Consider the following 15301-nt stretch of genomic DNA (forward strand, 5'->3'; position numbering starts at 1 on the left):
GCCGCGCGGGAGGATCGCATGCGTACCACCGTTCTGGCCGTCGGCCTGCTCGTCGCCTTGCCCGCGCAGGCGCAGGATGCCCCTGCCCCGCCCGCAGTCCAGCTCCCCGCCGTCCCACCCGAAACTCAGGCCCGCGCCGACACCCTGCTTATCCAGGCAACCGAACATCTCATCGCCGGCCGCCGCGCCGACGCCGCGCCGCTGATCCGCGAAGCCATCGCCCTTGCCGGCCCCGCCGCCGATGTCGCCCTGCTTCAGGACATGACCCAGTTCGACGTCTACTCGCGCTGGCTCGAAGCTCGTAGCGCGGCGATGAAGGCACGCGACTTCGCGACCTTTTCCGGTTGGGCGTGGCGGACCAGCGCCTATAATCTGCTGCGCGCGGCGGAGCGAACCGGGGAGAGCGGCGCGGTCAAACCCGACGATATCGATGACCTGTTCTACATGACCTACGGCCTCGTCCTCGCCGAAGAAGAAGCCCGCGCCCGCGCCTTCATCGCCCCGTTCCTCGCCGCATCCGACCCGGCATTCGAAACCGCCTTCGCCAAGGACATGGCGCAGCGTGCGGTCAGCGTCCAGAATTGGGGTGGGCAGGACAAGCCCCGCGCCGCGCGCCTCGTCGCCTTCGCCATCGCCGCGTTCGACCGCCCCGCCGCCCGCGCGCCCGATCCGGTGCGCGACCTCTACCGCGTGCAGGGCGTGATCCTGCGCACCGCCGGAGACTTTGCCGGAGCCCGCGCCGCCTTTGCCAAGGCGCGCAAGCCCGGCACCCCGCCCGCCGACGCCGAACTCGCATTGATGTTCGCAATGGGCGAAGTCGACGCCGGTATCCGCGCCGTGCAGCAACTGGTCGGCGACAGCCCCGGCAGCGCCCTAACCCGCCGCGCCGCCGACCGGCTGATCGAGGTCGCTGGTCAGACCGGTAGCGGCAACGCCGCCACCATCGCCATCTATGAACGCGTCTGGCCGATCTATCTGCGCCTGCTCAAATTCGACGACCTCGCGCTGCAAAATGCCGGATCGATCCTCGCCAACCTCTATGTCGAAACCGGCGACCCGGCCAAGGCCGAACCGATCCTGACCAGCCTGCTCGCCAGCGCCGAGAAACGCTGGGGCCCGGAGTCAAACGGCGCATTGGGCTATGTCATCGAACTTGCCGGCGCGGTGGAGGCCCAGAACCGCATGGCCGAGGCCGAACTCCTCTACCGCCGCATCTGGGCGCTCTCGTTGCGCTACGACAATTTCGAGGGCAATGACTCGCGTGAGGCGTTCGCCGGGATCACCCGCACCCTGCTCGCGCGCGGACTGGTCGCCGACGCGCTCGCCTTCACCGCCGACGGCATCGCCCGCGTCCGCGCCGCAAAGGACGTCAATGAATGGCGGCGCATGTTCTACCTGCTCGCCCGCGCCGACGCGCTCGAGGCATCCGGTGCGCTCGCCGAGGCCGAGGCGCATGCGCGCGAGGCGCTGGCGCTGGGCGACAGCGACGACAAGATGAACATTGCCGCGATGTTCGACGATCCGAACGTCTTCGCCCGCGCCCGCCTCGCCCATCTCCTCGAACGCCAGGGTCGCGCCGCGCAGGCCGAGCCGATCCGCCGCCTGTTGCTGGCGAAGATCGAGGGCAACGACATGATCCCGTGGGAAGGCGAATACCGCACCGAAGCCCTGCGCGCACTCGCCGCCAACCTGACGCTGCAGGGCAAGGAGGAAGGCGCAAAGCTGTTCGCCGAGCGTATCGCCGCCGCCACCCGCATCTACGGCACCGACAGTCCGCAGCTATTGGACGTCGCCGAACCCTTCGCCCGCGCGCTGCTCCAGTCCGGCCGCCCCGGCGCCGCCCTCACCCCCGCCCGCATCGCGCTCGCCGCCCGCACCTCCGCCCGCTTCACCGGCGACGCCGCCCGCGCCAACCTCAGCGACCTCGCGCTGGCCCGCAAACGCACCGAAGCCGCAAGGCTGATGGTCGAAGCGGCGTGGAAGGCGAGCGGGGCCGGCGGGTGATCCCGCTCACGACCCGCCGCATGCTAACCCTTGCGCTGCTGGCGGCAGCAGCGTCCCCGGCATTCGCCCAGAAAGGCGGAGGCTCGATCGGTCGCGGGGCGCCTGTCGACATCACCCAGCCGAGCGATCTTCAAATCGCCACCTGGTTCGATCGCGGCGACACCGAACGCGCCCTACAGGCCATCAGGCAGGCGACCGGTCAGCCCGCCAACGCACCGCTTGCGCCAGCCGCGATCGCCATGCTGCTCGATATCGCGTCGGTCGATCTTGGTCACGACCGCCCACCGATCGCGATCTACCGCATTGCCTACGACGCAATGATGCACCCCGGATATAAGGATTTCGGCGGTCTGCTCGGGCGGCGCGGCCTGATCGTCATCTCGGCGCCCACCGTGCGGCTCATGCTGGCAACGGCGCTTCTTAATGAGGGCTATGCGGGCGAGGCAGAGCCGCATCTGCGCGCCTTGGCCGATCCGCACATGCAGAACGAAGCAATCTCGGCGCCGGGCTGGAGACCGGCCTTCCTGCTTGGCCTTGCACTCGAAGCGCTCGCACGGCCAGAGGAAGCCGAGCTCCTCTATCGCCGGTTGCTGGCAGGCTGCGCAGCGGGACCGTGCGACAAGATGTTCGCCGACCCGCTTGATGACGCAATGGTCCGCGTGCTGATCGCGCGCGGGCGGGCACAGGCGGCGGTCGATTATGCGGCGGAACTGGTCGAACGCCCCGTCGCCGACGATCTGAACGACTTCCGGCCAATCAACCGATTCCTTCTGCTCGCGCGCGCCTTGGTGGCGGCTGGCGAGCCCGCGCGCGCTGAAGCGACCTTACGCCGGGCAATCGCGCTCGCCCCCGCCGCGCTCCAGCGCATCGAACCCCATTGGACCTATCACGGCGAGAACGCCAGGCGACAGCTGGCCGACCTGCTGGAGACGACCGGACGGGCTGAGGCAGCAGAGCCCATCCGCCGCCAACAACGCGACGCCGTCGCCGCGTCAGCCGGCACCACCGTCGATGAATCGGCAATCCGGACCGCGACGCTCGCGCTGGCGCACAATCTCGCACTTCAACACAAGAGCGAAGCCTTCACGCTTTATGCCGCGCTGTGGTCGCGAACGGTCGCCTCCTATGGTGCAGCCACGCCGCAATCGCTGGAGGTCGCCGATCCCTTCGCGCGCGCACTGCTCCGCGCGGGTCGCGCTGGCGACGCCCTGCCCCCCGCCCGCGCCGCGCTCGCCGCACGCACGTCAAGCCGTTTCCTTGACGACGCAGCCAGCGTTGCACCGTCCGATACCGCGCGGGCCAATCGCCGTCGGCAAGCCGCCCGGCTAATGGTCGAGGCGGCGTGGAAGGCGAGCCGCTAGCTCCGGTTCACTTCACCCCCGCCACCCAATCGTCGATCTTCTTCTCCAGCACCGGCATCGGCAGCGCGCCGGTGTCCAGCACGGCCGCATGGAAGCCGCGTGGATCGAACTTCGCGCCCAGCGCCGCTTTCGCCTTGGCCTTGGCCTTCAGGATGGTCAGCTGGCCGATCTTGTAGGCCAGTGCCTGGCCCGGCATTGCGATGTAACGCTCGACCTCGGCCACCGCGTCGGTGCGCGACATGGGCGAGTTGGTGACCATGTAATCGATCGCCTTCTCCCGGCTCCACCCCTTGGCGTGCAGCCCGCTATCGACCACCAGCCGCATCGCGCGCAGCATCTCGTCGTTCAGGCCGCCCATGCGCTGATACGGCTCCACCGCGACGCCCAGCTCGGTGTAGAGCGTCTCGGCGTAGAGCGCCCAACCCTCGGCATAGGCGGTGTTGCCGCCGAAGCGCATGAAGGCGGGCAGCGCCGCATTCTCCTGCGCCAGGCTGATCTGGAAATGATGCCCCGGCGCGCCTTCGTGCAGGTACAGCGTCTCCATCCCCCAGGTGTAGCGCGTGGGCAGGTCGTAGGTGTTGAAGTAGAACACCCCCGGCCGCGATCCGTCCGGCGTTCCGGACGAATAGCTGCCCGCCGCATCGGTCTTTTCGCGATAGGCGGGGACCGGGCGGATCTCGAGCGGGGTCTTGGGGATCAGCGAGAATTGCTCAGCGATCCGCGCATCGACACGCTTGCCGATCGCCTCATATCCGGCACGCAGCGCATCGGCGCTTTCCGGCTGAAACCGCTTGTCGGTGCGCAGGTGCGTGAAGAACTCCTGCAACGTTCCCTTGAACCCGACCTTGGCCTTCTGCGCCTCCATCTCCGACAGGATGCGCTTGACCTCCGACAGCCCCAGGTCGTGCACATAATCGGCGGTCAGCGGCAGCGTCGTGTTGCTCTCGATCGCATAGGCATAAAGCGCCGCCCCACCCGGCAACGCCGACGTCCCGACACTGTCGCGCGCGGCGGGGAGATATTCGTTCGCCAGGAAGTCGCGGATCTTCTTGTGCGCGGGCACGATCACGTCGCGGACCTGCGCGGCATAGGCCGCCTTCAGCCGCGCCTGATCCGCCGCCGAAATGCCTTCGGGGAATTTCTTGACCGGGCCGTAGAAGACCGATTCCTCCACCCCCTGCGCGATCAGATTGTCGAACTGACCGATCATGTTGGTAACGACCAGCTTGGGCTGGACGATCCCGCGCTGCATACCCTCGCGGAACAGGCCGATCACCCGGTCATAGGTCGCGGCATATTGGACGTTGCGCTTCAGGTTATTCTCGTAATCCGCAACCGTCTTGAACGGAGCCGCGCCCTCGCCCGACGCAAAGCTGGGATAGAATGCCTGAAAGCCGGTGAAATGGTCGATCGGCAGATATTTGCTCACCGCCAAAATCTTGTCGTCGAAGCCCTTCTGCGTGCGCAGCTGGTCGGCCTCGAACACGTCATAGGCGATTCTGTTGACCTTGGTCAGCTTCGCCCGGTCGATCGTGCGCAGCGCCGCCAGGTCCGCGGCGTTCGCCGCCTTCTCCGCCGCGATGAAGGCGTCCGTGTAGTATTCACCGAGTTGGTCGGCATAGCGCAGGTCGCCGCGGAACAGCGCCATCAGCGGCTGGCGCTTGAGCGACGCCTCGTCGCTGGCATGGAACAGCGCCTTGAGCTTCGCATCCTCCACCCCTTCGCCGGGCAGTGCCTCCGGGGCGGGCTGCAGCTGCGCGGCGGCTGGGAGGGCGGATACGCCCGCGAGGAGGGCGGCGAGAACAAGCGGAACAGCGCGCATCGGACATCCTTGGCGATTAGGTGTAATATCCGGACATTACACCCGCCCATCGCGCGCGCAAGGTTGCACCGCAATCGCGCAACCGACCCGCGCGATTGCCCATTTGTTAGGCAGTTGTTAACCCGCGCTCGCGTCCGCCCTTAGCATTTGCGCGATCCAGCAAACTGGCACGCCCTATGCAAAGTCGCGCGACAGGGGCGTTCCACTTGATCGTGAACCATTCCACGGCCACCCTGGCCGCGGAACCGGACCGATCGGGACTCGCACCACGTCACAGAGGGAAGAAACCGTGAAAAAGATCGAAGCCATCATCAAGCCGTTCAAGCTGGATGAGGTGAAGGAAGCGCTTCACGAAGTGGGCGTCTCAGGCATCACCGTGACCGAGGCCAAGGGCTTCGGCCGCCAAAAGGGGCATACCGAGCTGTATCGTGGCGCGGAATATGTCGTCGACTTCCTGCCCAAGGTGAAGCTCGAGGTCGTGGTCGAAGACGCCCTTGCCGAGCGCGTGGTCGAGGCGATCGCCAATGCCGCGCAGACCGGCCGGATCGGCGATGGCAAGATCTTCGTCACCGCCATCGAAACCGCGCTGCGCATCCGCACCGGCGAGCGCGACGAGAACGCGATTTGATCGCTCCGCAGCGCGCCGAATTGACGCACTGCAAAAATTTCACGAAGCTGCGCCGCAGCGCAATATGATTCTCCGCACCCGGGTCTGAACCGGGGCGGATCGGGACAAAACAGAAAGGGCTTGGTTCCATGGCTAATACCGCCGCCGACATTCTGAAGATGGTCAAGGATCAGGAGATCGAATGGATCGACCTGCGCTTCACCGACCCCAAGGGCAAGTGGCAGCACCTCACCATGGTCGCCAGCGTGCTGGGCGAGGATGAGCTGACCGACGGCCTGATGTTCGACGGCTCGTCGATCGAAGGCTGGAAGGCGATCAACGAGTCGGACATGATCCTCAAGCCCGATCTGGACGCAGTCTGGACCGATCCGTTCTCGGCCACCCCGATGCTGATCCTGGTGTGCGACATCGTCGAACCCTCGACCGGTGAGCTCTACGCCCGCGACCCGCGCTCGACCGCCAAGCGCTCGGAGGCGTATCTCCAGTCGCTCGGCATCGGCGACACCGTCTATGTCGGCCCGGAAGCCGAATTCTTCATGTTCGACGATGTCCGGTTCGAAAACAGCTATTCGACCAGCTATTATGCGATCGACGATGTCGAACTGCCCGGCAATTCGGGCAAGGAATATGAAAGCGGCAACCTCGGCCACCGTCCGCGTGCCAAGGGCGGTTACTTCCCCGTCGCGCCGGTCGACAGCGCGGTCGACATCCGCGGCGAGATGGTCTCGACCATGCTCGAAATGGGCCTGCCCTGCGACAAGCATCACCATGAGGTCGCTGCGGCGCAGCATGAGCTGGGTCTGACCTTCGGCACGCTGGTGCAGACCGCCGACCGCATGCAGATCTACAAGTACGTCGTGCATCAGGTCGCCCATGCCTATGGCAAGACCGCGACCTTCATGCCCAAGCCGATCAAGGAAGATAACGGCTCGGGCATGCACACCCATATGTCGATCTGGGACAAGGGCACGCCGCTGTTCGCGGGCAATGGCTATGCCGGCCTCAGCGACATGTGCCTCTACTTCATCGGCGGCGTGATCAAGCATGCCAAGGCCCTGAACGCCTTCACCAACCCGACCACCAACAGCTACAAGCGCCTGGTGCCGGGTTACGAAGCCCCGGTGCTGCTCGCTTATTCGAGCCGCAACCGCTCGGCCTCGTGCCGCATCCCCTACGGCGCGGGCAGCAAGGCAAAGCGCGTCGAATTCCGCTTCCCGGACGCGCTGGCCAACCCGTACCTTTGCTATGCGGCGCTGCTGATGGCCGGCCTCGACGGCATCCAGAACAAGATCCATCCGGGCGACCCGATGGACAAGAACCTCTACGACCTGCCGCCGGAAGAGTTGAGCCTCGTCCCCACCGTGTGCGGCTCGCTGCGCGAAGCGCTCGACAGCCTCGAGGCGGACATGGACTTCCTGCTCAAGGGCGACGTGTTCAGCAAGGATCAGATCGAAGCCTATATCGAGCTGAAGCGCGCCGACGTCGCCCGCTGGGAAATGACGCCGTCGCCGGTCGAATACGACATGTACTACTCGGCCTAAGTGCCGATCTTCGTCGCCGCTTCGGGGGAGGCGGCGCCGGACAGCAACGCCCGGGTCGAAAGGCCCGGGCGTTTTTCGTGGTGACGCGGGACGACCCGCCGAATTTCGTTTCGCATGACGATCATTTGCAGCATGATCGATCCAAAGGAGGGGCGCGATGCCCGCCCGCTCAAGTTGGAGACGATGATGTCAGATCCGAAGCTGCCAATCCCGCCGCTCCCCGACGCGCTTGCCGGGATCAACACACAGGTTCCGAACGACATCCCCGGCATCCAGCCGCACGCGCTGGCCGATGTCGCCGCTCAATCCGCACATCAAACTGCGATTGAGGCCGCGAGCTTCACGATGCAGCCCAGTATCGCGGTGTCCTTCCGCACGATGGGGATTGAGACGACATATTTCACCCCCGACGCGGAGGGTCACGTGCGGGTAGAGGTCAACGCCCTCGGCGGGCCCGCCACTCCTGCGGCCACCCCAAGTCCGAATCCCAAGACGCCAAAGGGACCCAAGCGCTGACGGCATGCCGACCACCAAAGCGGTCGCCAACGCTTCTTGCCGCGTTACCTCTGCGCAACGTCACGAAAGAGTCATCGTTACGCCACCGTCCTGAAACGCAAATCACGCGGAACTGACACGCCCGTCACCTAGGCGCGCCCTCGACTCATCTCGGGGGACACAATGAAATCGATTCTCACGTCGCTGGCGGGTGCCAGCATCGCCACCATCGCGCTCGCGACGGCAGCGCCCGCGCTGGCGCAGGACGCCCCCGCCGCCGCTGACGACGGCATCGAGACCGCCGAGGAAATCGTGGTCAAGGGCACCATCGCCTATCGCAACCGCAGCGAAGGCGCCGAGCCCGAGCTGGTCTATGACCAGGACTTCTTCCAGCGCTTCGAACCGCTGACCGCGGGTGACGCCCTCAAGCGCGTCCCGTCGGTGACCTTCCTGTCCGACGTGATCGAGAGCGACGGCGCCCGCCTGCGCGGCCTCGACCCCGGCTACACTCAGATCCTGATCAACGGCGAAAAGGTGCCCGGCACCAACGCCGACCGCAGCTTCTTCCTCGACCGCATCCCGGCCGAACTGGTCAAGCAGGTCGAGATCGTCCGCTCCTCCTCCGCCCGCCGCACCGGCGACGCGGTCGCGGGCACGCTCAACATCGTGCTGCGTGACGGCTATCAGCTCGACGGCGGTTACATCCGCGGCGGCGCGCTCTACTTCGACGACGGCAAGGTCAAGCCGAGCATCGGCGCAGTGTTCGGCACGGAAGTCGGCCCGGGCCGCCTGCTGATCGGCGCGAACCTTCAGGGCCGCTACAACCCCAAGAAGAAGTTCAGCCTGCGCTACGGCGACTCGCCCGAGAATGATCCGAACTACGCGACCAACGAATTCGACAATCGCCAGGACCAGTCGGACGTCCGCAACGGCACCGACTATGCGCTCAACGCCAGCTATTCGATCGACACCGAAACCACCGATTTCGAACTGTCGGGCTTCTGGGTCCACACCGACCGGCTCGAAACCGAGCGGTCGTTCGACTACAGCACCGAAACCGGCTCGCGCGGCTCGGTCCGCAACGGCGCGGGCGGCAACCTGCAGGCCGACAATTCCAACATCAACAACATCATCCAGTACAACTACAGCCTCGCCGCCAAGCTCAGCCATGAATGGGCCGCGGGCGAGACCAAGCTCAAGGCCGGCTTCGCCAAGTTCATCGACGACCAGTGGGAAACCGAAAACGAGATCGAGTTCGACCGTTCGGCCCCGCGCTTCACCGGTGACCGCTTCGACACGCGCATCGTCGACAAGGAGCTGTCGTTCGGGCTGGAGCACAAGGTGCCCGCCGGTGAAGGCTTCGATATCGTGTTCGGCGGCTTCTATCAGGACAAGGACCGCGACACCCGGATCGTCGAAGCGACGCGCCAGCGCTTCAACATGGCCACCTCGCTCCACACCGGCTACAGCCAGTTCTCGGGCAGCCCCGAGAGCTTCGTCGGTGAGTTCACCGGCTTTGCCCCGATCCTCGGCGGCTTCAGCACGATCGAGGAACAGCGCAAGGATCTGTTCGCGCTGGTCGAGGGCAAGTCGGGCGCGATCAAGTGGGAAGTCGGCGTGCGTTGGGAAAACACCAATGTCGCGATCCGCGACCTGACGCCGGGCGGCGCCAGCATCGACACCGACTACAACCATCTCCTGCCCAGCGCCTCGGCCAAGATCGAGCTGGGCGATGGTCGCGTGACCATCTCGGGCGCGCGCACCGTGCGCCGTCCGCGCTTCGATGACGCGTCGCCGGTCCTGCTTGAGGAAGAACTGGGCGACAACGACTTCCTCGGCAATCCGCTGCTCAAGCCGGAATCGGCGTGGGGCGCGGACCTGGGCTATGAGCATCGCCTCGGCCGCACCGGCGTGATCGGCGTCAACATCTTCTACCGCAGCATCAGCGACCTGATCGAGCTGGCCAACACCGGCGTCCCCGGCGCTGCCGACGATCCCACGGGCGACCGCACCTGGGTCTATCAGCCGCGCAACACCGGCGACGGCACGGTCTATGGCGTCGAATTCGACGTTTCAACCAGCCTCGGCTTCCTCGGCCTCCCCGACACCGGCGTGTTCGGTAACCTCTCGCTGCTCGAAAGCGACATCACCGACGAGCTGGGCGAGCGCCGCTTCAACGGCCAGTCGAACATCGTGTATAATTTCGGCTTCATCCAGGACATCCCCAGCTTCGGCGCGGCGTTCGGTGCGACCTATCGCAAGCAGGGTGCGGCCTATGACCGCTTCGTCGCCGAAGAAGTGCGCACCACCTATGGCGCGGACCTCGAAATCTTCGTCGAAAAACGCTTCGGCAAGCGCTTCACCATCCGCGCGGTCGGGTCCAACCTGCTCGACGGGGCCAAGGCGGAGAGCTTCAACAAGTTCAACACGACGCAGGACCAGATCGACCGCAATTTCGACGAATATGAGCTGGAGCGCGAGACCGCTGGTCCGGTGTTCCAGGTCATGGCACGTCTGGCCTTCTGATCATGATCAAGCACCTCACCCTCGCCCTGCTGCCGCTGCTGGCAGCAGGCTGTGCAACCACCGGGCGTGAACTCCCGGTGGTCCCCACCACCCCCGCCGCCAGCGTGCAGGCGCGCGGAGAGACCGATGCGGTCGGCACGTCCAATGCCGATGCGGCGGACGATCCCGCAATCTGGCGCAACCCGGCGGACCCCGCCGCCAGCCTGATCGTCGGCACCGACAAGAAGGCCGGCCTTCACGTCTATGACCTGACCGGCAAGGACCGGTTCTTCATCGACGCGGGTCAGGTCAACAATGTCGACCTCAAGGACATGGGGCCGCTCGGCATCATCGTCGCGGCAAGCGACCGCAACGACCGCAAGAACGCCAAACTCGCGCTGTTCCGCCTCGACACCGCAGCGGTGAAGCTCATCCCGCTCGGCACCGTCCCGGTCGGCGCAGGCGAAGCCTATGGCGTCTGCCTGATGGCCAGCGGCGGCACGCTGCACGCGTTCAACGTGATCAAAGACGGCACGATCCGCCAAGTCGCGCTCGACCTGTCAGGCGCGGCCCCCACCGGCACCATCGTCCGCACGATGAAGCTCGCCACCCAGTCCGAAGGCTGCGCCGCCGACGACCGCACGGGCCGCCTCTATGTCGGCGAAGAGAATGTCGGGCTGTGGCGCTTCGACGCGCGCGCCGATGGCCCGGTCGCGGGCACGCTGATCGCGCCCGCCGACGGACAAAAGCTGGTGATCGATGTCGAGGGCGTGACCCTAGCGCCGGAAGGCACCGGCAATGGCGGCTATGTGATCGTCTCCAGCCAGAGCGACCACGCCTACACCGTCTATCGCCTGTCCGACGACTCCTATGTCGGTCGCTTCCGGATCGCCGCGGGCAGCACCATTGGCGCTACGGAAGAAACCGACGGGATCGACTTCGCTCCCGGCGATTTCGGTCCCAACTATCCCGGCGGCCTGTTCGTGGCGCAGGACGGCTACAACCCGCCCAAGGCCCAGAACTTCAAATATGTCGCCTGGGCGGACATCAAGGCGGCGTTGGGAATCCAATAAGGTTACGGCCGCGCGCGCCTTCGGGTCGCGCGGCCAAATCCTACTCCGTTGTCCAGTCGCTCAGGTCCGCCGTCTCGAGCGTTGCCCGCAGCGCCGGATAATCATGGTCGATCACCGCAAGCGTCTTGCGGAATACCCCGCGCAAATAGTCTTTCAGCTCGGCTTCGGCATCCGCCGCCTCGGCCCCCGCCATCCGCACAAAAATGGCCAGCGCCGCCGTCAACGCCTCCTCGCTCAGATAGCCCTGCCGCCGCATTTCCCAGCCCTGCTCGCCATCCCGGTGAAACTGCGCGAAATTCTTCGCGCCATTGGCCATGAACACGCCAAAGCCCAGGAACACCGCCGCGACATCGGTGGCATGTTCCTCCAGCGCCGCGCCGCCCGGCGGCATGCTGCCATCGGCGTGGATCAGATAGTGCGACAGCTCATGCGCGAAGGTCGCGACGAGATCGGCCGGTCGCGCGAGCGCGGAGGGGTTGTAGGTGATGACGACCTGCTCGCCATCATGGCCGAACGTCCCGCCCGGCGGGCTGTAGTCGTGCTTCAGCGCATGGCCCGGCGCGACCCAGGTCTCGCGCTCCTCCTCGCCCGGCACCAGCGCGCACTCCCACGCCGCCATGCCGGCATGTGCGCGCACCTGCTCGAACAGCTCAATCGCGCGGTCATGCCCCTCTGCCGCGCTGGGTGGGAAGAAATCGCGCGTCGGCAGGATCAGCACCGCCTCCCGATACGCCTTGTCGCGATCGACCGTCTGGATCAGCCAGGCAAAGGTGGCGAGCAGCCATTCGAACTCATCGCGGTCGATCGGCAGCTTCGGCCCAAACCATCGAAACATCGGCACCCCCGCGCACCGATCTAACGCGCGCGCGGGCAGTTACCATCCTGTTTGGAGGCAATTTCATCCAAAATGAAGTATTGGCCCGGCCTTGCCGTGCGCAGCCCAAGCGGCTTTACTGGCAACATGTTCCGCGCCCTCGCCCCGCTCGCCCTGCTCCTCGCCGCCCCCGCCGCCGCGCAGTCCCCCGCCGAACAGAAGATGGCATCGACCATCGCCGCCGAAAACGACCGGCACGTCGCGCTGCTCGAACGCCTCGTCAATCAGAACTCCGGCTCGCTCAACATCGATGGCGTGACCAAGGTCGGCGCAATGGTGCGCGCCGAGCTGGAGCCATTGGGCTTCGCGGTCGAGTGGATCGACATGAAGGAAACCGGCCGCGCCGGGCATCTGGTCGCGACGCACAAGGGCAATGGCAAGGGCAAGCGCATCCTGCTGATCGCGCATCTCGACACCGTGTTCGAACCCGAAAGCCCCTTCCAGAAATTCGTCCGTGACGGCGACCGCGCGACCGGCCCCGGCATCGGCGACGACAAGGGCGGGATCGTCGTCATCATCGCCGCGATGCGCGCGATGCAGGCGGCGGGGACGCTCAAACATGCCGATATCAAGATCGTGCTGACCGGCGACGAAGAACGTACCGGCGCCCCGCTCGCCATCGCCCGGCGCGACCTGATCGCTGCGGGCAAATGGGCCGATGTCGCGCTGGAATATGAAAATCTCGCGCGGGAGGATGGCAAGGACACCGGCACGGTCGCGCGCCGCAGCTCGACCAACTGGACGCTGCGAACCACCGGCAAGACCGGGCATAGCAGCGGCGTGTTCGGCGCCTCGCTCGGCTATGGCGCGGCGTATGAGCTGGCGCGCATCCTCGACGAATTCCGCCGCACTCTCCCCGAGCAGAATTTGACCTTCAACGTCGGCGTGATGGCCGCCGGCACCCCCGCGACGCTCGCCGACAACAACTATCAGGTCAGCGCGGGCGGCAAGACCAACATCGTCGCCGCGCAAGCCGTCGCCCGCGGCGACCTGCGCGCTCTGACCCCGGAGCAGGAGGCAAAGACCCGCGCGGCGATGCAGGCGATCGTGGCAAAGAACCTGCCCGGCACCACCGCCAGCCTCGACTTTCAGGAGGGCTATCCGCCGATGGCACCGACCGACGGCAACCGTGCGCTGCTGGCCAAGCTCAACGCGGTCAACCGCGACCTGAAGCTCCCCGAAATGGCCGAAATGGACCCCGCCCGCCGCGGTGCCGCCGACAGCGCCTTCGTCGCGGCGGACGTCGACACGCTCGCCGGGCTCGGCGTCGCAGGCGGCAACGCGCATGCCGAGGGCGAATGGGTGGATCTCAAATCGATCCCGCTCCAGGCCCTGCGCAGCGCCGCCTTCATCACCCGATTGAGCCGCGAAAAGCGCAACTGACGGAACGCTTTAGCGTCCCCGCGCGTCATGCGGGGATGCTGAACGCCCTAGCCCTCAACTGCACGCTCAAGGCCGATGAGTCCGAGCGCTCCTCCACCGATGCGATGATCGCGCTCCTCACCGACGCCTTCGCCAAGCATGACGTTACCATCACCGAAATCGTCCGCGTCGCCGCGCTCGACATCAAGCCCGGCGTGTCTTCGGACGAGGGTGATGGCGACGCCTGGCCCGCGCTGCGCAAAAAGATCCTCGCCGCCGATATCCTGATCTTCGGCGGCCCGATCTGGATGGGTCAGATTTCGAGCATCGCCAAACGCGTGCTCGAGCGGATGGACGCCTTCATCTCCGAAACCGACGATCAAGGGCGCATGCCGAGCTATTCCAAGGTCGCGGTCGCCGCGATCGTCGGCAATGAAGACGGCGCGCATTTCAGCTCGGCCCAGCTGTTCCAGGCGCTGAACGATGTCGGCTACACCATCCCCGCCATCGCCGCCTGTTACTGGGTCGGCGAAGCGATGGGCTCGACCGACTTTCAGGATCTCGACAAGACGCCGAAAAAGGTCACCGAGACCGCCGCGATGGTCGCTGGCAACGCCGCGCACCTCGCCGGGCTGCTCAAGGCCAAGCCCTATCCCGGCGAGGGCTGACGCTCACGGGATCAGCAATGTCGCGCCCATCGTCTCCCCGGCGGCGATGGCGCGATGCGCTTCGGCTGCGTCCGCCAGCGCATAACGCCGCCCGATCTCGACCTGCAGCACGCCGCGCGCGACCAGATCGAACACCCGCGCCACACCCGCCGCGCGCTCCTCCGGCGTCGCATAATAGTGATAGAGCGTCGGCCGCGTCACGAACAGCGAGCCATGCTGGCTTAGCGTCCCCAGATTGATGCCCGTCACCGGCCCACCGGCATTGCCGAAGCTGACGATCATCCCCCGCCGCGCGGCGGACTTGAGCGAAGCCTCCCAGGTCGAGCCACCGACCCCGTCGAGCACCACCGGCACGCCTTCACCCCCGGTGATGTCGCGCACCCGCGCGGCGATATCCTCATGCTTGTATTCGATCACATGATCCGCACCGATCGCCCGCGCGCGCTCGGCCTTGTCCGTCGACCCGACCGTGCCGATCACCGTTGCGCCGATATGCTTCAGCCACTGGACGATCAGCTGCCCGGTCGCCCCGGCGGCGGCGTGGACCAGCACCGTCTGCCCCGGCTGCACCCGCGCGCAGCGTTCGATCAGATACTCCGCCGTGCAGCCCTTCAACGTCACCGCCGCCGCCACGTCGAACCCGATGCCCTCGGGGATCGGCAACAGCGCATCCGCCGCGACGTTGCGCGCGCTGGCATAGGCGCCGAGCGCGGGGCCATAGGTCGTCACGCGATCGCCCACCGCGACGGCGGTGACGCCCTCCCCCACTGCCTCGACCACCCCGGCCGCCTCGCTGCCCAGGCCGCTGGGCAGCGGCACCGGATACAGGCCTGAACGGTGATAGCAGCCCGTTGACGAAGTCGGGTCCGTCTGATTCAGAGAGAGTATTGAAGGACGAGATAGGCTGCAGCGATGGCGATGAGGCGTGATGGGGATGTTCAGCCGGATCTGATCGTGTCCTGGTCGGA

Annotated in this window: 11 protein-coding genes and 1 pseudogene; 9 read left to right on the plus strand and 3 right to left on the minus strand. The window is 66.2% G+C overall.

Annotated features, from left to right (window positions below; genetic code table 11):
- The first annotated feature begins 18 nt into the window (after nucleotides 1-18).
- Complete coding sequence (locus tag KYX69_RS05470; RefSeq protein ID WP_300494671.1) at nucleotides 19-2004, plus strand: hypothetical protein; 1986 nt, start codon at nucleotides 19-21, stop codon at nucleotides 2002-2004.
- Nucleotides 2001-3365 carry a hypothetical protein gene (locus KYX69_RS05475; RefSeq protein ID WP_300494673.1) on the plus strand — a complete coding sequence of 455 codons (1365 nt, stop codon included), beginning with the start codon at nucleotides 2001-2003 and terminating at the stop codon, nucleotides 3363-3365. The genes KYX69_RS05470 and KYX69_RS05475 overlap by 4 nt, the downstream gene beginning before the upstream one ends.
- A gap of 7 nt (nucleotides 3366-3372) precedes the next feature.
- Here KYX69_RS05475 and KYX69_RS05480 read toward each other — a convergent pair whose 3' ends face one another.
- Nucleotides 3373-5187 (minus strand): DUF885 family protein, encoded by a 1815-nt coding sequence (locus KYX69_RS05480; protein ID WP_300494676.1) that lies wholly within the window; start codon nucleotides 5185-5187, stop codon nucleotides 3373-3375.
- Between the two features lie 289 nt (nucleotides 5188-5476).
- Between KYX69_RS05480 and KYX69_RS05485 the strand changes: the two genes are divergently transcribed.
- From KYX69_RS05485 to KYX69_RS05505, 5 genes are all read left to right on the plus strand, one after another.
- Nucleotides 5477-5815, plus strand: coding sequence for a P-II family nitrogen regulator (locus tag KYX69_RS05485; RefSeq protein ID WP_224923404.1), 339 nt, complete (start codon nucleotides 5477-5479; stop codon nucleotides 5813-5815).
- 128 nt (nucleotides 5816-5943) lie between these two features.
- Nucleotides 5944-7356: a type I glutamate--ammonia ligase gene (gene glnA, locus KYX69_RS05490; protein WP_300494682.1), complete on the plus strand. Its 1413-nt coding sequence runs from the start codon at nucleotides 5944-5946 to the stop codon at nucleotides 7354-7356.
- 114 nt (nucleotides 7357-7470) lie between these two features.
- Nucleotides 7471-7872, plus strand: a complete 402-nt coding sequence (locus KYX69_RS05495) for a hypothetical protein (RefSeq protein WP_300494686.1) — start codon at nucleotides 7471-7473, stop codon at nucleotides 7870-7872.
- Nucleotides 7873-8034: 162 nt separating this feature from the next.
- Complete coding sequence (locus KYX69_RS05500; protein WP_300494689.1) at nucleotides 8035-10377, plus strand: TonB-dependent siderophore receptor; 2343 nt, start codon at nucleotides 8035-8037, stop codon at nucleotides 10375-10377.
- 2 nt (nucleotides 10378-10379) lie between these two features.
- Nucleotides 10380-11429 (plus strand): phytase, encoded by a 1050-nt coding sequence (locus KYX69_RS05505; protein WP_300494692.1) that lies wholly within the window; start codon nucleotides 10380-10382, stop codon nucleotides 11427-11429.
- A gap of 40 nt (nucleotides 11430-11469) precedes the next feature.
- Here the strand turns inward: KYX69_RS05505 and KYX69_RS05510 are convergent, their stop codons facing one another.
- Nucleotides 11470-12264, minus strand: coding sequence for a hypothetical protein (locus KYX69_RS05510; RefSeq protein ID WP_300494694.1), 795 nt, complete (start codon nucleotides 12262-12264; stop codon nucleotides 11470-11472).
- A 126-nt stretch (nucleotides 12265-12390) separates the two neighbouring features.
- Between KYX69_RS05510 and KYX69_RS05515 the strand changes: the two genes are divergently transcribed.
- Both KYX69_RS05515 and KYX69_RS05520 read left to right on the plus strand, forming a co-directional pair.
- The gene (locus KYX69_RS05515) at nucleotides 12391-13686 is read left to right on the plus strand and encodes a M20/M25/M40 family metallo-hydrolase (RefSeq protein ID WP_300494731.1); all 1296 of its coding nucleotides are present in this window, start codon (nucleotides 12391-12393) and stop codon (nucleotides 13684-13686) included.
- A 35-nt stretch (nucleotides 13687-13721) separates the two neighbouring features.
- A complete protein-coding gene (locus KYX69_RS05520; protein ID WP_300494697.1) occupies nucleotides 13722-14333 on the plus strand; it encodes a flavodoxin family protein in 612 nt (203 codons plus the stop codon).
- Between the two features lie 3 nt (nucleotides 14334-14336).
- Here the strand turns inward: KYX69_RS05520 and KYX69_RS05525 are convergent.
- A pseudogene (locus KYX69_RS05525) lies at nucleotides 14337-15176 on the minus strand (quinone oxidoreductase); the annotation flags it as partial.
- Between the last annotated feature and the right edge of the window lie 125 nt (nucleotides 15177-15301).

The organism is Sphingomonas sp. (assembly GCF_030145815.1).
Taxonomy (GTDB): domain Bacteria; phylum Pseudomonadota; class Alphaproteobacteria; order Sphingomonadales; family Sphingomonadaceae; genus Sphingomonas.